Origin of the sequence: Myxococcus sp. AB036A, assembly GCF_006547355.1 — a bacterium.
Lineage (GTDB): Bacteria > Myxococcota > Myxococcia > Myxococcales > Myxococcaceae > Myxococcus > Myxococcus virescens.
The window spans coordinates 25,264-44,751 of the sequence record NZ_VHLC01000053.1 but is presented as its reverse complement, the minus strand read 5'-3'; the positions used below and the strand labels follow the sequence as shown (position 1 = coordinate 44,751).

Sequence of the window (19,488 nt, the reverse complement as noted above, 5' to 3'; positions counted from 1 at the left end):
CACAGGAGCCTCGCATGCGCTCGTCCCCCATTGCCACTCTGGCCCTCGGGCTCGCCCTCGCCACCCCTGCCTTCGCCGAGGACGACGCGAAGCCGCCCCAGAAGTGGAAGGTGGTGTGCGCCACGCAGTCGAAGGACGGAAGCCGCGCCGTCCAGGGCACGGACCTGATCATCGAGGCTGGTGAGAAGGTGAAGGACGGCGTCGCCGTGGAGGGCAACGTCATCATCCGCAAGGGCGCGGTGGTGGAGGACGTCGTCGCCATCCGGGGCCGCGTCATCGTCGAATCCGGTGCCCGGGTGACGGGCAGCGCGGTGTCCCTGGGCGGAGAGGTCCGCGTCCACAAGGGCGCCGCTGTCGACGGGGACGCCATCGCCCTGGGCGGAAAGCTGAAGGTGGATCAGGACGAGGCGGTGAAGGGCGACAAGGTCAGCCTGTCCTTCGAGATTGGCGGCCGGGACATCGTGCGCGGCTTCATTGAAGGCGCGCTCGACGAGGAGACTGGCTGCCACATCGTCGACGAGAGCGACAAGGACGTCTGAGTCACGCGGCGCTGGCCGGCCCCGGCGGCACGGCCGGCTCGGTGCCGGAGCGCGTCAGCGGCATCAGCGAGGCCCGCAGCGACAGGATCTGCTCGCGGGCCAGGTTCTTCAGCGTCTCCACGTCCGCCAGCGTCATCCCTTTGGTGGAGATGGGCGTGCCCACCGTCACCAGACCGCGCGAGGTGGCGAAGCGCCAGGAGTGCTTCGGCAGCGCCCGCCGCGTCCCGCTCACCGCCAGGGGCAGCACGTCCGCCTGCGCCTCGATGGCCAGCCGGAACGCGCCGTCCTTGAAGGGCAGCAGGTCATCCGTCTTCGAGCGCGTCCCTTCCGGGAAGATCATCACCGGCATGCCCTTGGCCAGCCACTGGCGGCACTTCGCCATGGCGCCCGTCGCCGAGTCGCGGTCACCGCGGTGCACGGGGACGTCCCCCGCCATCCACATGCTCCAGCCCACCACGGGAATCTTGAAGAGGCTGGCCTTGCCCAGCCACTTCATCTCCCACGGCAGGTGCGAGATGAGGAACGGGTCCGCGTTGGACTCGTGGTTGCTCACGACCACTGTGTTCGGCGCGAGCTTGTCCGGCACCGGGCCATGCACGCCGAAACGCCAGAACGGCGTCAGCTTCGCCGCGGTGACGCCGATGAGCCGGAAGCAGCGCCCCGTCACGTGGCGCTTGTGGTCGAAGGCCCAGGTCAGGATGGCCAGCGACAGCTGCACAAAGAAGCCAACCAGCGCCACCAGGCCAATCTCGATCCACGTCCAGATGGAGAGCAGTGCGTTCATGAGAGCCTCGAACAAGCGTCAGCGAACCGCGGGGTCCAGGTCCACGCTCACCGGACAGTGGTCTGATCCGAGCACGTCCGGGTGGATGCCAGCCTTGCGCACGTAGGCCATGGCCGCTGGTGAAGCCAGGACATAGTCGATTCTCCAGCCGATATTCTTCTCCCGAACGCCGGCCCGCTGACTCCACCACGAATAGTTCCCCCCACCCTTGTTGAAGTGGCGGAAGGTGTCCACCCAGCCGGCACGAATCCACCGGTCGAACTCCTCGCGCTCCTCGGGCCGGAAGCCGCTCGTCTCCCGGTTCTCCTTGGGCCGCGCCAGGTCGATGTCTTGATGCGCTGTGTTGAAGTCCCCCATCACCAGCACCCGGCCACCATCGCGCAGGGGCTTCTCCAGCCGCTCGAAGAGGCGCCGGTAGAAGGTCAGCTTGTAGGGAATGCGGCTCAGGTCCCGGTCCTTCCCGTTGCCGTTGGGAAAGTAGCCGTTCACCACGGTGAGCTTGCCGAAGCGGGCAATCTGCAGGCGCCCTTCGACGTCCAGCTCCCCCACGCCGAGCACCGTCACGACTTCATCGGGCTCCAGGCGGCTGTACAGTCCGACGCCGCTGTAGCCCGGCCGCTCCGCCGCCACGAAGTGCGTCTTCCACCGGGGCGGTGAGCGCACCTCGTCGGGAAGCTGGTCGGCGCGCGCGCGGACCTCCTGCAGACCAACGACTTGCGCCCGGCACCCCGCGAGCCAGGGCAGGAAGCCCTTGCGGTGCACCGAGCGAAGTCCGTTCACGTTCCACGAAACGACTCGCACGGGGAAGGCTTATGGCCCGCCCCGTGCGGCATTACCAGCCCCTACCGCACACACGGGCGGTAGGGGCGAACAGGAGATCTGCTACGGCTCCGCCGCGCTCGACGCGTTCTGCGGCTGACGCGTCGGACGGAGGATGAAGTCCGCCGAGTTGTCGTTCGAGTCGTGACCGTTGCCCAGCTGCGCGTCCGCGCCGGTGGTCATGGACTCCACCGTCGAGGTGGCCGAGGCCTTGCGCTCGTAGCTGCCCGCGACGGGCGGCACGGTGGCGATGCGCGTGCCCTCCGGCTGGTTGGCGTTGCTGCCGTAGCCCACCGTGTCCACCACCAGCGGCGAGGTGATGGCGTCGGTCATCGCCATCTCCGGGTAGCCCAGGCGCACATGGCCCGCGGAGCCGCCCATCGCGATGGTGCCACCCCAGTTCGCGTTGCCCGTCACAGTGTTGCCCGACGAGCTCGCGTAGCCCGACGACACCGCCAGGAAGTAGCTGCGCGGCGCGATGACCGAGCCGGCGGGCAGCGTGTAGCTGCTGTTGTAGCCGGTGGTGCTCGTGGCGGACTTGTACTGGAGCTTCCAGCCAGAGATGTCCACCGCGCTCGACGTCGGGTTGTAGAGCTCGATGAACTCGTCGCCGGCGCCACCGGGGCCCGCGGGCGCGAACTCGCTGATGACGACGTGGCCCGTGCTGCTGCCCGCGGTCACCTGCACCGCCGCCGCAATGGACTGACCGTTCAGCGCGGCCACCAGCTGACCCTCGCCGCCCGTGCTGCCCGCGGTGAAGTCGAACTTGGCGGACAGGCTGTTGGCCGGCACCGGCACCGTCGCCGGCACCGTGCCGAGCGACGCGGGCTCCAGCGCGAGCTGGATGACCGTGTCCTGCGCCGGGGGAACGTCCAGCTCCACCGTGAAGCCCTGCGTCTGGCCAGCGCTCACCGCGATGACCTCGGGCGACAGCGTGGCCAGCTCAGCGGCCTGATCCGCCGCCAGCACCCGGACCGTGGCCGCACGCGTGTCGTTGCCCAGCGTGGCCGTCAGCGTCGCCTTGTCCGTCTCCGGATCCGCGGCCAGGTTCGCCGTCACCTGCACCGTGGCGGAGCGCTCACCCGGGGCGATGCGCACCAGACCACCCTGCACGTTCAGCACGGCGCTGGACGAAGTAATCTCCACCCAGACCTCCGCCGGAGCGTCCTCACGCAGACGCACCGTCAGCGCCTCGGGGAACGTCGCCCCCGTGGTGCCGGTGCGCGCGAAGGTGCCCGTCGGACCGAAGCTGTCCAGCGAGACCTGGACCGTGCCCGCGTCGGTGCCGGCGTCGTCCTCGCCCGTGCCCGCGTCGGTGCCGGAATCCGGCTCACCCGAACCACCGTCTTCATCCGAACCCGCGTCCGGCTCACCTGAACCACCATCCTCGGTGGTGCCAGCGTCGTCCTCACCAGTACCCGCGTCCTCGGTGGTGCCCGCGTCCTCTTCACCGGTGCCGGCGTCGTCCTCACCGGTGCCGGCGTCGTCCTCACCGGTGCCAGCGTCGTCTTCACCGGTGCCAGCGTCGTCCTCGGTGCCGGCATCCTCCTCGGTGCCCGCATCCGGCGTGGTGCGACGGCAGCTGTTGTCACAGCTGTCGTTGTTGTTTCGGTTGCCGTCGTCGCACGTCTCGCCAGCCTCGACGATGCCATTTCCGCAAACGGGCCTGACTTCAGGGTCGTCGCCACATGCGGACATGAAAAGGAGCAGTGCGGACAGCGGCGCCAGCATCTGCCGGAAGGACCAGGGCATGGGTAAAGAGTCTCCGTTGAAACTTGAAGAGCCCCCTGCATCCCATATCTGTCACCCACGACGCAATCCGGGCGGCAGTTTCCGATTTCACTGGACTCAAGCCCGGCTTCTGATCCTCCCGGCCACCCCTCTCAGGAGGGAGGCACCGGAGCGTGCTCCCCGACCTCATGGGGCGGCTCCAAGCCGTGGTCCACGAGGAAGACACGCACGGCCTCGGCGATCTCCGACCCGGCCTCCAGCAGGCCCGCGTGCCCCGCGTCATCCACCCGCATCCAATGTGCGTGCGGCATTGCGTCACGCATTCGTTCCATCTCCCCCAGCGGAACGAGCAAATCGTTGCTGGCGGCGACGATGAGCGTGGGCACCTGCACCGTCCTGGCCACGTCCCAGGCATGGCCCTCCACCATGCCCCGGAGGGTGTACCAGTAGGCCCTGGGGCTCATCCGGCGCAGGGCGAGCATGAACTCGTCGATGTCCGCCCGAGGCGCCCGGGCCCGGAGCGCCCCCACCATCCGCGCCAGGGGGTAGGCGAAGCGGCTGGCCATCACCGCGTGCGCCACGGGCGCCGCCAGCGGCAGCGTGGGCGTGGCCAGCTTGAGCATGCCCCGGGTGGCGGACAGGAACGCGCGAGCCCCCGCCGAGTCCACCCCCGAGCCGAACGCCCCCGGCGCCCCGGCGATGAGCGTCATGGAAGGAACCAGGTCCGGCCGCCGCCGGTACAGGTCCAGCAGGACACGCACGCCCATGGAGAACGCCACATGGTGCGGCGGCCGCCCATCCCCCCGGGCCATCACCGCCTCGGTGATGCGCTCCAGGTCATCCACGTGCACGCGAATCTGGTACCCGTCCCCCAGGGATTCATCGCTGCTGCCGTGGCCCCGGTAGTTCCAGTGCACCACCCGGTGGTCCTGCTCCAAGTTGCCCACCAGGTAACGCCAGAAGTTCTCCGAGGAGCCAATCCCATTCGTCAGCAGCACCGTGGGGCGGGCCGCCAGCTCTGCGTCGGCGGTGGCCTCCCGGAGGTTGCCGAAGTGGGTATGCCAGGCGACCCGGGTACCATCCGGGGCAGTCACAAAGCGCGTGGTGCGACGGTAGGGCATGCCACCTCCCACGATGAGGCGCCCGGGCCGGGGGCGCAAGCATCAACCTGCCCTGACGGGCGCGTCCCGGGGTATGAGAGGGGCGCCATGCTTTGCGTCGACGTGGAACGGTTCGATATCCGCCCTGCCCTGGCCCACTACGCCGAGCACGGCTACGCGAAGCTGGGCCGGGTGCTGGGTGACGAGGGCCTGGACGCGCTCCGCGAGCGAGCCGACGACCTGATGCTGGGCCGGGTCGTCCACCCGGGCCTCTTCTTCCAGCCAGACGCCACCACCGGCCGCTACGAGGACGCCCCCCTGGGACTGGGCTGGCAGGGCCCCTCCCTGGACTACCGCAAGCTGGAGAAGCTGGAGAAGGACCCGCGCTTCCTGGCGTGGATGGAGAACCCGCTGTTCGAACGCATCGCCCGGGCGCGCATCCCCGGCGACATCGTCCTCTACCGCGCCATCCTCTTCCACAAGGGGCAGGCCGGCGGCAGCAACCTGCCCTGGCACCAGGATGGCGGACGGCTGTGGGGGCTCACCCATGAACCGGAGCTGCAGATCTGGACCGCGCTGGATGATGCCCCCGAGGACGGCGGCTGTCTGGAAGTCGTCCCGGGCAGCCACCGCGGCGGCCTGGTGACGCCCCTGGGCGGGGTGATTCCTCCGGACGCGGTGGCGGCGGCCGACGCTGAATCCCGCGTCCTGTCCCTGCCGGCGCGCGCTGGCGAGGCCATCCTGGTCCACAACCACCTCTGGCACCGCTCCGGGCGCGGGCGCCCCGGCCTGCGCCGCCGCGCCTTCTCCGCCTGCTACATGGACGCGGCCGTGCGCTGCCTGCGCAAGAAGAAGGCCCCCCGCGTCTTCCCGCCCATGTTCCGCCGCTGACCTCAGCCCACCAGGGGCATGCGCAGCGGCGGATCCACCGGCTCCTTCGCGCGCCGCGCCACCGGCAGGGAGACGCGGAAGGTGCTGCCCCGTCCCTCCTCGCTCTCCACGGAGATGTCTCCACCGAAGCCGGTGACGATGCCGTGGCAGATGGACAGGCCCAGCCCCGTGCCCTCGCCCACCGGCTTGGTGGTGAAGAAGGGGTCGAAGATGCGGGCGCGCACCTCCGGCGGCATGCCCATGCCCGTGTCGCGCACTTCGATGATGACGCGGTCCCCGGCGCTCCGCAGGCTCAGCCGGACCTCATGCTGCTCCGACTGGCCTATCGGAATGGCCTGCGCGGCGTTGATGAGCAGGTTGAGGAACACCTGTCCGAAGCGGCCCTCGTTGCCCTCCACCAGCGGCACCTCGCAGTAGTCGCGGACCAGCTGCGCGCGCAGCTTCAGCTCGCTGCGCGCCAGGGTGATGGCCGACTCGAGCACCGCCTGCACGTTGACGGCGGTGGCCACCTCGTCGTCGCCCCGGGAGAAGGTCCTCAAGTCCCGAACGATCTGCCGCACGCGGTGCGCGCCGTCGGTGGCCTCGCGCAGCACCTCCTCCAGCTCCGCCATGCGGCCCGACGGCAACTCCGGCGCCAGGGCGTGCAGTTCGCCCGCGAGGAACGACAGGTTGGAGAGGACGAAGGCCAGCGGGTTGTTGATTTCGTGCGCCACGCCCGCCGCCAGCGTACCCACCGCCGCCAGCCGGTCCGACACCACGAGCTGCGCCTGCATGGCCTTGCGGTCGGTGATGTCCACCGCCACGCCCGCCAGCAGCCGCCGCCCGGAGCGCTCCCGCACGATGAAGCGGTAGGTGAGCCAGTGGCGCTCGGTGCCGTCGCGCGCGGGAACCATCATCTCGGTGATGCTCTGCTTGCCGGATGTCAGCACCGCCTCGTCGTCCCGGCGCGACTGCTCGGCGGAGGTCGCGGGCATCAACTCCACGTCGGCCACGTTGGACATGTCCGCGCCCACCGGGTAGCCGAAGAACCGGCTGTAGCGCGCGTTCACCCAGATGCGGCGGCCCCGCTCGTCCTTCATGAAGGCCATCGCGGGGATGTTGTCCATGAAGGACGCGAACAGTTCCTGCGACTCCTCCAGCGCGCCCATCGCCAGCGTGTTCTGCACCATCAACTCCTGGCGCGCCTGGGCCTCGGCCGCGTTGCCCATGGCCGCGCCGAGCAGGCCCGCCATCAGCTCCAGCGTGCGCACGTCCCGGTCCTCGAACGTGTTCGGCCGTCGGCTGGTGACGTTGAGCGCACCCACCGGGCGACCCTCGCGCCACAGCGGAACGCAAATCATCGACCGCGCGCCCACGTGGCGCAGCGCCGTCACGTTGACCCGGACGTCCGCCTCCGAGTCATCCGTGCGCATCACCTCGCCCTGCAACAGGCTGGCGCCCGTGAGGCTGCCCTCCACCTTCAGCCGGAAGCCGATGAAGGGCGCCAGGCTGCCGGTGGCCACCAGGTAGGTCACCTCCTCGTCGGTGTCCGCCCCCAGCAGCGCCACCGCCGCGCCGTCCGCGCCGCACAGCACCCGCGAACGCTCGCACAGCAGCCGCATCAGCTCGTCGAGCCCGTAGCCCGCCATCGCCACGTCCGACTGCATCTGGATGATGGAGGCCAGCCGCGCCACCTCGCCCCGCGCCTCCGCCTCGGACGTCCGCCGCTGGCGCCGCGCCGCCACCCGCCGCTCCAGCAACAACCGCCGTGAGCGCACCTGCACCGGGGTGAAGGGCTCCACCAGGAACTCGTCCACGCCCGCGGCCAGCAGCGGCTCGAGCGCCGCGTCGGTGTCGTCCCGCGCCAACCCCAGCACCAGCGGCTCCTCGGGACGGGCCCGCGTCCGCAGCGCGTCCAGCCAGCGCGCGTCCTCCACCAGGTCCGCCGCGTCCACCACCAGCACGTCCACGGGCCCGTGCCCCAGCGCCGCGCCGGCTTCCACCACGTCGGCGGTGATGAACACGGCCTGGCCCTGGCGCCGCAGCTCCTCCGCCACGGGGTGCCGGTCATCGGTGGTGAGACACAGGAACTTCATCCAGTCGCTCTGCTCCGGGGCCCCAAACACACGGGGTGAAAAATACTATGATTCTGTAGCACGGCATTTCCAGCCAGGGGCGTCTTGACGGGTGGGGGTCAGGCGCACCCCATGTCCGGTGGAAACATACTGGCAGGAGGGCAAACGGGTGGCCACCGGGGGGCGCCAGGACGCTATCCTCCGCGCGTGCCGGGCATCCCTGGAGTCGTGGTCGCCGAGCAGCCGCATTACCTGCCGTGGGTGGACTTCCACGAGCAGTTGGCCCGCGCGGGGACCTTCGTCGTGCTGGACAACGTGCAGTGGCTGCGGCGCGGCTGGCAGCGGCGCACGCGGGTGGCCCTGCCCCACAACGTCCCCCAGCCTCCGCCCACGGAGCCCGGGTTCCAGTGGATGTCCATCCCCTTGGAGAACCCGCACCGGGACACCCTCATCAAGGACCTGGCGGTGGATGCCCGTCAGCCCTGGGCCCGCGAGCACCTGCGCACGCTGGTGTCGCTGTACGCGAAGCGGCCCTACTTCGCGTCGCAGGTACTGCCCCGGCTGGAGCCCTTCTATGACGCGGCGGCGCGCGAGTCGGGCCCGGGTTCGCTGCTGCGGGTGCTGCTGGCGAGCATGGCGCTCTTCAACGAGCCGCTGGGCCTGACGCCGAACCTGGTCCTGGCCTCCACCTTGGACAAGCAGGGCGAGGACAAGTCGGCCCGGTTGGTGGCGTACTGCCGGCAGTTGGGCGCGCACACGTACTACTCGGGGTTGGGCTCGTCCCTGTACCTCCAGGTGGGCCTGTTCCGGGACGTGGACGTGCGCGTGCTGTGGCAGCGCTTCCGCCATCCCGAATATGCACAGGGCCGCCCGGGCCGCTTCGTCCACGGCATGTCGCTGGTGGACGTGCTGGCCAACGTGCCGGTGGACGAGGTGCGCCAGTGGCTGGAGCCTTCGCCCTGGGGACCGTTCGCGCCCCGGCCCCCGGGCGAATGAGGGTGCCTCAGCGCGCGGAGGCGGACGTCCCCGCCGGCTTGTCCTTGTCGAAGCGCACGAAGTAGCCGCGCACGGCGGAGTCCAGGAGCTCGGTCGTCAGGCGCGGCTCCTGGCCCTGGTAGTGGGCCATGTCGATGACCTGATCCAACAAGTCACGCGGCTGGCAGGCGGCGAACGGACGCCCCACCGGGCGGTAGTGCGCGTCGATGAGGTAGTCCACCGCCGCCGCGTTGTAGGGCACGCCGCGCTTGCGGCACATGACCTGGAAGATGTCGTGGAACTGCTCCTCGTCCGGACGCTGCACCTCCAGCTTGTAGCGGACGCGGCGCAGGAAGGCGTCATCCACGAGGTCGCTGGGGTCCAGGTTGGTGGAGAAGGCGGCGAACACGTCGAAGGGCACCTGCAGCTTCTTGCCGGTGTGCAGGGTGAGCATGTCGATGTCGCTCTCCAGCGGGACGATCCACCGGTTGAGCAGGTCCTTGGGGGACACCTTCTGCCGGCCGAAGTCGTCGATGAGGAGCATGCCGTTGCTCGCCTTCATCTGGAACGGCGCCTCGTAGTACTTCACCTCCGGCGAGTACACGAGGTCCAGCATCTCCAGCGTCAGCTCACCGCCCACGACGACGAGCGGGCGCCGGCAGCGCACCCAGCGCCGGTCATACGGCGGCGAGCCGGGCTCGTCCTCCACCACCTTGTGGAGGTTGGCGTCGAAGATGCGCACCACGAAGTCGTCGATGAGGATGGCGTGGGGGATGAAGATGTCCCCGTCGAAGCAGTTCACCATGCCCTGGCAGATGGCCGTCTTGCCGTTGCCCGGGGGCCCGTAGAAGAAGATGGCGCGGCCGGAGTTCATCGCCGGACCGATGCCGTCGAAGATGTAGTCCTTGATGATGAGGTCGCCGAACTTGTCCTGCATGCGCGCGCGGGTGATGCGGTTGCCGCGCACGGTCTGCTTCTTCACAGCGGCCGCCCACTCCAGGAAGGGCACGGGCGCGGGGCCGTTGTAGCGGTTGCGGTCGAGCACCTGCCGCAGCACGTCCGTCACGAACGTGGTGAGCTGGTAGATCATCGTCGACTTGCCCACGCCCGACCCGCCACCGCCGCGGATGTCGATGTACTTCTGGCGGCGCAGTCCTTCGATGACGTCGTCCACCAGCGCGGTGGGCAACTGAAGGCGCGCGGCGATGTCCATGCCGCGCATCTCACCGGCGAAGAAGAGCGCCTTGAGGACCAGCTCCTCCACGAAGGTGGTGTTGAGGCCCGTCTCGCCCAGGGTGCGCGGCTGGGCGGGCCAGAAACGGTCGCCCGATCCGGCGCCGCCCTCATCTCCCGACCGCCGGGGCGCCCGGCGCTCCGGGCCGCTGTACTGTGGACTGGCGGCGCTGCCCCGTCGGTCCGGGCCCGAGTACTGGGACGGCCCGGGCCCACGGCGCTCAGGCGGGGCGACGATGACGGACGGCAGCGTGGCCGGCGCCGGCGGCGGAGCACGGCGGTCCGGCGGCGAGGACGAGCCGCGACGCTCGGTGGGAAAGTCGGGCTCGTCCGGCTCCGGCGGCAGCGCGGGACGTGAGCCCGTGACGGCGCCCGGGGGACGCGGCGGGAGCGCGGCGGTCATCCCCGTGACACCGACGCGTGGGCGCGGAGGCCCCGACAGCACCGGCGTGGGCGCCGCGGGCGGCACCACGGCCGTTTCCACGGGGGTGACGCTGCGGCTGGACTCGTCGCTCGACGAGCCGGAGTCCGGGGATGGCGGTCGCCTGAACAGGGACATGCGGTGCTCGCTCCAGGGTGTTCGCGCCGGAGCCTACCGCATCGGTCCGGTTTGGACGAAACGGAGTTGCAGAACAAACAGAAAAGCACTGAACCCAAGTGTTCCTGTCAGCCTCCTCGTCGATAGTGCGCGCGCCTCCGCCCGCATGCGCGGCGCGCGAAGCCCACCCCCACCATTCGCATTGGAACTCTTCGTGAAGCGACTTCTGTCCGTCCTCGCCCTGCCCCTGCTCCTGCTCGGAACCTCCGCGGCGGCGCAGACGACGCCCACCCTCTCCTTCCACGGCAACTGGACCATCCACCAGTCGGAGGTGCTGACCGAGGGGGGCCAGGTGCAGGTCGTCTACAGCACCGCGCGCCTGCCGCAGTGCCGCGTCAACAACCCCGACGGCAGCCCCGCGTGGAGCATCACCGGCCACTACCGCATCAACGGCTCCGCGCCGGCCAGCTTCGATGTGGCGGGCGCACCCGTCACCGGCAATGGACCGACGCTGGACCTGCAGGAGCAGGGCCTGCTGGAGCTGTGGTTCCTCGTGTCCAGCCCGGGCTGCGAGCACTACGACTCCAACTACGGCGGCAACTTCCAGTTCAACGTCCTGGAGGCCAGCGCCACGCCCACGGCGACGCTCGTGTTCCAGCAGGGCTGGGTGGAGCACGTGGTGGGCACGCCCCGTCAGGGCCAGCCCTTCGTCGTGGACTACGACATCGCGCGCCTGCCCGAGTGCCGGCTGCTCTACAACGGCGCGCCCACGTGGGACGTGGGTGTGCGCTGGCGCTTCAACAACGGGGTGATGGGCGAGAAGAGCGTCACCACCACCAGCGGCTATACGCGCACGGGCACGCCCGTCACCATCATCCCGCCCGTCGGGGCCACCTCCGTGCAGCTCTGGTTCGAGAACTGGGACCGCGGCACCTGCCGCCGCTGGGACTCCGACTACGGGGCCAATTACACGTTCACCCTGCAGCCGTAGGCCGTCTGGCGGCCGCACCCACGTTCCGGCCTGAATGCCCTCGCACCGCGAGACGCGCCCGGACCGGAACATGGGTGCTACCTTTGGCGCATGAGTTTCTTCCAGGAACCGCCGAGGCTGGGCAATCAGTACGACGACGATGCGCTGCTCCAGAGCTACCTGGCCCGCACCCTCCCCGAGGACCTGCGGCGCGCGCTGACGGATGAGTTCCGCGAGCTGGGCGAGCTGGGCGGGGATTACTTCTACCGCTTCCAGCTCCGCGACCGGCTGAACGAGCCGGAGCTGACCCAGTGGGATGCGTGGGGCCACCGCGTCGACCACATCGAGGTGTCGCCGCTGTGGAAGGAAGCCGAGGCCCTGGCCGCGCGGCGCGGACTGGTGGCCACGGCTTACGAGCAGAAGAACGCCGAGCTCAGCCGCGTCCACCAGTTCATCCTCAACTACCTCGTGCAGGCATCGCTGGACGTGTACTCGTGCCCGCTGGCGATGACGGACGGCGCGGCGCGCTCGTTGCTCACGCTGGGCAACACGGCGCTCATCGACCGCGCCCTGCCCCACCTGACGTCCCGGGACCCGGCCACGGCGTGGACGTCCGGTCAGTGGATGACGGAGCGCACCGGCGGCTCGGACGTGGGCCTCACGCAGACGGTGGCCCGGCAGACCCCGGAGGGCTGGCGGCTGTCTGGAACGAAGTGGTTCACCTCCGCGACGACGGCGCAGATGGCGCTCACGCTGGCGCGTCCGGAAGGCAACGGCCCCGGCGGCAAGGGCCTGGCCCTGTTCTACGTGGAGACACGGGACGCAGCCGGAAGACTCAATGGCATCCAGATCAACCGCCTCAAAGACAAACTGGGAACGCGCAAGGTGCCCACGGCGGAGCTGACCTTGGATGGCGCGCTGGCCATTCCCGTGGCGGGGCTGACGGATGGCATCCGGAACATGGCGTGGATGCTGAATGTGACACGCACCTGGAACGCGGTGGGCTCCGTATGGGCCATGCGCCGGGCCCTGGCCCTGGCCCGGGACTACGCCCAACGGCGGGTGCAGTTCGGCGCGAAGCTGGCGGACAAGCCGCTGCACATGGACACCCTGGCGGGGCTGGAGGCGGAGTTTCAGGCGGGGTTCCTGCTGGCCTTCCGCGCCGTGGAGCTGCTGGGCCGCATGGAGGCGAAGGCGGCCACCGAGCAGGAGCTGCTCCTGCAGCGGCTGGTGACGCCCCTGGCGAAGCTGACTACCGGCCGGCAGGTGGTGCACGTCACCTCCGAAGTCACGGAGGCCTTCGGCGGCGCGGGCTACGTGGAAGACACGGGCATTCCGCGAATCCAGGCCGACGCCCAGGTGTTGTCCATCTGGGAAGGCACCACGAACGTCCTCTCCCTGGACACCCTGCGCGCCCTGGCGAAGGAAGGCGCGCTGGAGGCGTTCTTCCACGAGGTGGAGGGCCGTCTGGGCCAGACCCGGGACGCGGGCCTGCGGCCCTGTGTCGACGCGGCCCAGGGTGCGCTGGAGCACGCGCGGGCTTGGGTGGCCGGTGCCATGGAGGACCCCGCCACCTTGGAGGCTGGCGCCCGGCGCTTCTCGCTGACGCTGGGACGGACGCTGGAGCTGGCCTTGCTCTGCGCCCATGCGCAGTGGTGCCTGGACCACGGCCACGGCCCCCGGAGCAAGGCGGCGGCACGGCGCTTCGCCTCGCACGGCGTGGACCTCATCCAACCGGCCGCGAGCCTGGAGGATGTCCGGCTCCTGGCCTGAGGTGCCGCGTCTGGCACCGGCCCGAAACAACACGACACATCCAGACCTTCTCAATCATTCACACGCAATTCCTATCCCAGGGGCCGCCCCGCCCCTCCCTCCAGGGCGGGCACCCTTGAAGGTATACGGACGTCGGTTCGCAGACGGCGCCCCTCCCCTCAATCCGAGCCCGCACATCACCTGCCCACTCCCAAACGCGGCGCCTGTGTAACACATCACGCTTCAACGGGAGACCTGATCGGCCAAAGACATACTCAGGAAGAGATAGAAAAAACCAGATGCGAGATGCATCCACAATCTCGAATCATGCTCGCCATGCACACGATGCAATGGCGGAGCTTGGACGAGATGTTGGGGGGGCTCAGACCACCAGAGCACTGCTGCCTCGAGCAGCTCTCGCGGGACTCCGTCGTTCAGGTCACGGCGCTTCTGGGGAAGTGGTACCCGGACATCCTGGTCGGCACGGAGAGCCGGCACCTGGAGCCCGCTTTCTATGAGCAGTGTGTCTGTCTCCAGGGTGAGTCTCCGGATCGGCCGGTGTATGCGATTCTGGGAAGGGACCGGGACACCCAGGAAGTCATCGGGCTGCTGACGCTGGAGAAGAACGCTCGCGGCCTGCAGTTGTCTGCCGCGATGGGGGCCGTTGAACCCTCTCAGCGAGGCCTGGGCCTGGGCCAGTTCGGCATCTCCCTGCTGGAGCAGGTGGGCCGCAACATCGGCGCCGAGGTCGTCCTCTATTACTCCACCCTGAAGATGGCCCGGGCGCAGCGCAACGCCGAGCACCGCGGCTTCAAGCTGGTGGGACTGGTGCCCGCGTTCGACGTGGACGCCATCGCGCCCAACACGGTGAAGCGCGTCTACGAGGCCATCTACGCGAAGGTGCTCGTCGGTCCGGAGAAGATCCACCTCCCTGACTGGAATGCCCTCATCCCCACCACGCGCGCGCTGTACACGCATCTCTTTGGCCAGCACCCGGCCGCCGCCACCCTGGAGCACATGAACGGCGTCTCCGTTCCTGCCTCGACACCGGCGCCCGTCTCCGCGCCCGAGGCCCATCATGGTTGAGGTCCGCACCTTCGAAGGCGGCGCGAAGGAAGCATCCCAGTTCATCAACAGCGTCTGGCAGCGCACCTACGGCGTGAAGATGGGACTGACAGTCTGGGACGAGCGCTTCTTCGACTGGCTGCTCTTCAGCAATCCCCTGGCGGACCAGGACTATCTGCTGGGGGCGTATTCAAAGGGCAAGCTGGTGGGGGCCTTCCTGGCGGAGCCGGCGAAAATCCAGCTTGGCCTGCGGCAGGTGGATGGCACCTACGGGAGCTGGGTCAGCGTGGCGCCGGAGAGCCGGGGCCAGGGAATTGGCATCAAGCTGTCGGACACCATGCAGGCACGCCACCGCGAGCGTGGCGCTGCGCTCACCTTGAGCTGCGTGGCCAACGGCACCCTGGGCCAGGGCTTCTGGGGCCGCCGGAGCCACACGCGCTACCTCAACAACCTGGGCATGTGGCTGCACGTCTTCAACACGGAGAAGGCGGTCCGCTGGTCGCTGAGCGCCGCCGAGCGCGCGTTCCTCACCTTCACGCGTCCGCTCCACCACCGGGGCTTCCTGGCGGCGCGCGCCGACGGCATCCGGGCCTACCAAGCCCGGGACCTGCCGCAGTGCATGGCCCTGGTCCAGAAGATGATGCGGCCGGTGAACCTGGGCTACGCCTACACTTCGGAGCGCCTGGCCCACCAGCTCCAGTTCCGCGACATCCCGCGCACCTTCGTCCTGGAGCGAGATGGCGTCATCCAAGGCATGGTCAACTACTACACCCTCCAGATGACGGCCCGAGGCCTCCTGACGACGGGACTGGTGGACCTGCTCGCCTTCCAGGACGGGCTGCCCTTTTCGGAGCAACGGAGGCTGCTGTGGGTGGCCATGCAGGACATGGTGGCCCAGGGCGCCGACTGCGCGGCGATGCTGCGGACCCCGTGCACGCCGGCCCACCTGATGCTGCGCTCCGGGTGGTTGCCATTCCCCGGAGGCTCCCGGGTGACGTGCCTGCTCACCACCCCCGACGTGGAGCTGCCCGCCTCGCCCCGGGTATTCATGCACCTGCGCTGACGCAGCGCGCGCGAAGCTGAAGCCCCGTGCTTCAGCGCAGCCAGGAGAAGGCGCGCTCGAGCGGGGCCATCCCCTCATCGAGATAGCAGCGGCCGTGCGCGAGGAGCACCCGACGAGGCTGCCATGCCATCATCCGCTGGTAGCAGGCGCGCGCCTGCGCGAGCCGGCCCCAGGTCGTCCCCCGCACCTCGCGTGGCGTCTGCCCCGGCCACATCGTCCCGCCGAGCGTCAGCAGCCATCTCAGGCGAGGCCGGAGACGCTCGGGCTCCAACGCCATGACCAGGTCCGCGAGAATCAAGGTCGAGGACGCACCGTGGAAGAACACCACCTCTTCCACGAAGCGGCTGCCCCGGAAGATGAGCTGGCCCAACTCCGTGGACCAGGCCGAGGGCGCGGCGTCGTCGAGGTCGGCATCGAATGGGACGTCAATCCGCTGGGAGCGCGCCCGCTCGCGAACGCCCGGAGATGCCCAGGCCGTCGCGCGCGGATAGCGTGCCTTCCAGGCCGGGATGCCCGCGTAGTGGAACCGGTTCGGAGAGACGAGATGTTCCACCGGGCCGAGTGCGTCGACCTGTTCGAACAACTCGGGCGTTGGAGCCGTGGGCGACCAGAGCCACAAGCCTCCCGAATTCAGGCGAACGATGACCATGCGCGTCGGGAACGGCAGGGAGACGGGGCCTACGCGCATCCTCGCCACCGGCCCGTCCACCCACCAGACGCCGTCCGCGACCGGCTTGAGGGTGGAAAGCGGCACATAGGGACGCACCCCATCGTTCCATTCGAGGTCGGCGGTCATCGCCCAGGCAGCGTACCCCGCTGTCCATGCAATGACGCCACTCGACTGGACTTCACGTTCGTCACCTTGCCGGAGCGCTCCAGGACGCCTTCTCCCACCAGGAAGAGCGCGCCATGGATGTCCTTCCGGCACCGCTCGTACACGTCCGGAGGCACCACCAGGTTCGCGATGCCCGTCTCGTCCTCCAGGGAGATGAAGCAGATACCCTTGGCCGTGGGTGGACGCTGGCGGCAGATGAGCATGCCTCCCACCGCCACCCTCCGCCCGTGGGCCACCTTCTTCAGTCCCTCCGCCGTCACCGCGCCTTGCTGCTTCAGCACCGGGCGCAGCAGCTCCAGCGGATGCTTCTCCAGCGAGAGTCCCACCGTGTCGTAGTCCGCGCAGACCCGCTCCAGCACATCCATGGACGGCAGCTCCACCGCCGTTCCGTCCATGGCCATGCCGAAGAACAGGTCATCCGAGTCCAGCGGCCCCAGCGCCTGGAGTTCCCACAGCGCCTGACGCCGGGAGCCACACAGCGATGACAGGGCGCCCGCCAGGGCCAACCGCGTCAGCTCGTGCCGGGGCGCCCGCGACCACCGCGCCAGGTCACCCACGTCACGGAAGCCCTCGCTCCTCGCCGTCGCCACGCGCCGCCCCGCGGACTCGCCCAGGCCCTTCACCATCCGGAGCCCCAGCCGCAATGCAGCCCCGCCCTCCTCCAGCGTGCAGTCCCAGCTCGAGTGACGCACGTCCACCGGCCGCACCACCACGCCATGCCGCTGCGCGTCCGCCACCAACGTGTGCGGCGCATAGAAGCCCATGGGCTGCGAGTTCAACAGCGCCGCCGTGAAGGCCGCCGGGTAGTGGCACTTCAGCCAGCTGGACGCATACGCAATCAACGCGAAGCTCGCTGAATGACTCTCCGGGAAGCCGTAGTGCGCGAAGCCCCGGAAGTTGTCGAACCACTCCTCGGCTTGTTTGCGTGTGTACCCCCGCGACACGCAGCCCTCCACGAAGCGTCCCCGGTATTGCAGCAGCATGGATTCGGCGCGCTTGTGGCTCAGCACCCGCCGCAGTCCGTCCGCCTCGCCCGCGGTGAAGCCCGCCGCCACCATGGCCAGCTTCATCGCCTGTTCCTGGAAGAGCGGCACCCCCAGCGTCTTGCCGAGAATCTCCTTCACCGCCTCGCTCGGGTACTCCACCTGCTCCTGGCCGCTCCGCCGGCGAAGGAAGGGATGCACCATGTTGCCGACGATGGGCCCCGGGCGGATGAGCGCGATCTCCACCACCAGGTCGTAGAACGTCCTCGGTCGAAGCCTGGGCAGCATGTTCATCTGTGCCCGGCTCTCAATCTGGAACACGCCCACCGTGTCCGCCTCGCACAGCATGTCGTAGACCTTCGGGTCTTCGGCCGGCACCGTCGCCAGGGACAGCTCCCGCCCGTGGTGCTCACGAATCAGCGCGAAGCACTTCGACAGCGCCGTCAACATGCCCAGCGCCAGCAGGTCCACCTTCAGCAGCCCCACCGCGTTGATGTCGTCCTTCTCCCACTGGATGACGGTGCGGCCCGGCATCGCCGCGTTCTCCACCGGCACCAGCTCCGTCAGCGGCTCGCGGGTCATCACGAAGCCGCCCACGTGGATGGACAGGTGCCGGGGAAAGCCCTCCAGCTCCATGGCCAGCGCCAGCGTCTTCTGGACCCGGCCGTCCTCCGCGGACAGGCCCGCCTCGCGCAGCACGTCCGGCGTCACGTCGAAGCCGTTCGACGCGGACACCTTCGACAACCGGTCCACCTGGTCCAACGACAGGCCCAGCGCCTTGCCCGTCTCACGCAGCGCCAGCCGGCCCCGGTAGCAGATGACCTCGCACACCATGCCCGCGTGCCGACGCCCGTGCTTCTCGTAGACGTACTGGAGGACCTCCTCGCGGCGCTCGTGCTCGAAGTCCACGTCGATGTCTGGCGGTTCCTTGCGCTCCATGCTCAGGAAGCGCTCGAACAACAGGCCCATCCGCACCGGGTCGATGGCGGTGATCTGCAGCGCGTAGCAGACCGCCGAGTTCGCCGCGCTCCCCCGCCCCTGGCAGAGAATCCCCTGGGCCCTGGCGAAGCGGACGATGTCCCACAGCGCCAGGAAGTAGCCGGCGAAGTCCAACGCGGCGATGAGCTTCAGCTCGTGTTCAATCTGCTTCACCACCGCCGGGGGCACACCTTCCGGATAGCGGAACCGCAGTCCTTCGTATGTCAGCACGCGCAGGTGCGCGTCCGCGGTGCGACCTTCGGGCAGGTCCTCTTCCGGGAAGCGGTAGTGCAAGTCATCCAATGAGGCGTGGCAGCGCGAGGCCAGCTCCGCCGCGCGCGCCAGGGCCTCCGGCCGGTCCGCGAACAGGCGCGCCATGTCCCGTGGGGACTTCAGCGTCCGCTCCGCGTTGGGCAACAGCCGCGTCCCCGCCCGGTCCACCGACGTCCCGTGGCGGATGGACACCAGCACGTCCTGCAAGGCCTGCCGCCGGCGGTGGTGCGTGTGCACGTCGTTGTGCGCGACCAACGGCACGCCGAGCTCCAGCGCCAGCCGCTCCGCCCGGGCCTCGCGCTCCGCGTCTCCCGCGGACAGGGTCCGGCAGATGCCGACGTGGAAGCGCTCCGGGAAGGCCTCCGCCAGCGAGACGACCTGCTCGAAGGGCGCGGGCGCGGGAAGGAGCGCGAGCAGCCCCGCGGACCGGTCCGCCACCGCGCGCCACGGCAGCCCGGCCTCGCCCTTGGGGTGGGTCATCCGGCTCTGGGACACCAGGGCGCACAGGTTCGAGTACCCCGTCCCATCCGCCGCGTACACCACCACCGGTGGGCCGTCCTCCAGCGTCAGCTCGGCGCCCAGGATGAGCCGCACCCCGTGCTCCTTCGCGGCCAGGTGCGCCTTCACCACGCCGTACAGGCCATCCGCGTCCGTCAGCGCGAGCGCACCCAGCCCGAGCCTCGCGGCCGTGGCCACCAGCTCTTCTGGATGCGAGGCCCCGCGAAGGAACGAGAAGTTGGAGCGGCAGACCAGCTCGGCGTAGTCCACGCCTGGATCTAGATACCGAACAGGCGTTCAGGCGCTAGATTGGATCTTCGCGGTGCGGGCAAGCGACTTCATGAGTTGACGCGAATGAGGGCGATCCGGGCGGGGGCGCGACTGCTGCTTGCCGGACAGAGCGAGCG

Annotated in this window: 15 protein-coding genes; 7 read left to right on the top strand and 8 right to left on the bottom strand. The window is 69.4% G+C overall.

Annotated features, from left to right (window positions below; all coding sequences use genetic code 11):
- Positions 1 to 14: 14 nt before the first annotated feature.
- Positions 15 to 539: a hypothetical protein gene (locus FL344_RS21550; protein WP_141594160.1), complete on the top strand. Its 525-nt coding sequence runs from the start codon at positions 15 to 17 to the stop codon at positions 537 to 539.
- 1 nt (position 540) lies between these two features.
- On the opposite strand, the gene FL344_RS21545 is transcribed toward FL344_RS21550, so the two are convergent.
- From FL344_RS21545 to FL344_RS21530, 4 genes are all read right to left on the bottom strand, one after another.
- Positions 541 to 1,323, bottom strand: coding sequence for a 1-acyl-sn-glycerol-3-phosphate acyltransferase (locus FL344_RS21545; protein ID WP_194858677.1), 783 nt, complete (start codon positions 1,321 to 1,323; stop codon positions 541 to 543).
- An 18-nt stretch (positions 1,324 to 1,341) separates the two neighbouring features.
- Entirely contained in the window at positions 1,342 to 2,124 is a 783-nt protein-coding gene (locus FL344_RS21540) for an exodeoxyribonuclease III (protein WP_141619865.1), read from the bottom strand.
- Positions 2,125 to 2,205: 81 nt separating this feature from the next.
- Entirely contained in the window at positions 2,206 to 3,894 is a 1,689-nt protein-coding gene (locus FL344_RS21535) for a lamin tail domain-containing protein (protein ID WP_141619864.1), read from the bottom strand.
- Between the two features lie 131 nt (positions 3,895 to 4,025).
- A complete protein-coding gene (locus tag FL344_RS21530) occupies positions 4,026 to 4,994 on the bottom strand; it encodes an alpha/beta fold hydrolase (RefSeq protein WP_141619863.1) in 969 nt (322 codons plus the stop codon).
- An 87-nt stretch (positions 4,995 to 5,081) separates the two neighbouring features.
- Here FL344_RS21530 and FL344_RS21525 point away from each other — a divergent pair, with 87 nt between their 5' ends.
- Positions 5,082 to 5,864 (top strand): phytanoyl-CoA dioxygenase family protein, encoded by a 783-nt coding sequence (locus tag FL344_RS21525; protein ID WP_141619862.1) that lies wholly within the window; start codon positions 5,082 to 5,084, stop codon positions 5,862 to 5,864.
- A 2-nt stretch (positions 5,865 to 5,866) separates the two neighbouring features.
- Here the strand turns inward: FL344_RS21525 and FL344_RS21520 are convergent, their stop codons facing one another.
- Positions 5,867 to 7,939 (bottom strand): ATP-binding protein, encoded by a 2,073-nt coding sequence (locus FL344_RS21520; RefSeq protein ID WP_228565252.1) that lies wholly within the window; start codon positions 7,937 to 7,939, stop codon positions 5,867 to 5,869.
- A 186-nt stretch (positions 7,940 to 8,125) separates the two neighbouring features.
- On the opposite strand from FL344_RS21520, the gene FL344_RS21515 reads away from it, so the two are divergent.
- Positions 8,126 to 8,914 (top strand): WbqC family protein, encoded by a 789-nt coding sequence (locus tag FL344_RS21515; protein WP_194863201.1) that lies wholly within the window; start codon positions 8,126 to 8,128, stop codon positions 8,912 to 8,914.
- Positions 8,915 to 8,921: 7 nt separating this feature from the next.
- Here the strand turns inward: FL344_RS21515 and FL344_RS21510 are convergent, their stop codons facing one another.
- Positions 8,922 to 10,685 (bottom strand): ATPase, encoded by a 1,764-nt coding sequence (locus tag FL344_RS21510; protein ID WP_141619859.1) that lies wholly within the window; start codon positions 10,683 to 10,685, stop codon positions 8,922 to 8,924.
- A 193-nt stretch (positions 10,686 to 10,878) separates the two neighbouring features.
- Here FL344_RS21510 and FL344_RS21505 point away from each other — a divergent pair, with 193 nt between their 5' ends.
- The 4 genes from FL344_RS21505 (at position 10,879) to FL344_RS21490 (ending at position 15,514) form a co-directional block, all read left to right on the top strand.
- Positions 10,879 to 11,655, top strand: a complete 777-nt coding sequence (locus FL344_RS21505) for a DUF6209 family protein (RefSeq protein ID WP_228565251.1) — start codon at positions 10,879 to 10,881, stop codon at positions 11,653 to 11,655.
- Between the two features lie 90 nt (positions 11,656 to 11,745).
- Positions 11,746 to 13,407 (top strand): acyl-CoA dehydrogenase family protein, encoded by a 1,662-nt coding sequence (locus FL344_RS21500; protein ID WP_141619857.1) that lies wholly within the window; start codon positions 11,746 to 11,748, stop codon positions 13,405 to 13,407.
- A gap of 306 nt (positions 13,408 to 13,713) precedes the next feature.
- Positions 13,714 to 14,472, top strand: coding sequence for a hypothetical protein (locus FL344_RS21495; RefSeq protein WP_141619856.1), 759 nt, complete (start codon positions 13,714 to 13,716; stop codon positions 14,470 to 14,472).
- Positions 14,465 to 15,514 (top strand): GNAT family N-acetyltransferase, encoded by a 1,050-nt coding sequence (locus FL344_RS21490; protein WP_141619855.1) that lies wholly within the window; start codon positions 14,465 to 14,467, stop codon positions 15,512 to 15,514. Before FL344_RS21495 ends, FL344_RS21490 begins: the two co-directional genes overlap by 8 nt.
- 31 nt (positions 15,515 to 15,545) lie before the next feature.
- Here the strand turns inward: FL344_RS21490 and FL344_RS21485 are convergent, their stop codons facing one another.
- Together FL344_RS21485 and FL344_RS21480 are read right to left on the bottom strand one after the other, a co-directional pair.
- Positions 15,546 to 16,310, bottom strand: coding sequence for a DUF4336 domain-containing protein (locus tag FL344_RS21485; protein WP_141619854.1), 765 nt, complete (start codon positions 16,308 to 16,310; stop codon positions 15,546 to 15,548).
- A complete protein-coding gene (locus FL344_RS21480) occupies positions 16,307 to 19,351 on the bottom strand; it encodes an error-prone DNA polymerase (RefSeq protein ID WP_141619853.1) in 3,045 nt (1,014 codons plus the stop codon). The genes FL344_RS21485 and FL344_RS21480 overlap by 4 nt, the downstream gene beginning before the upstream one ends.
- Positions 19,352 to 19,488: the final 137 nt, after the last annotated feature.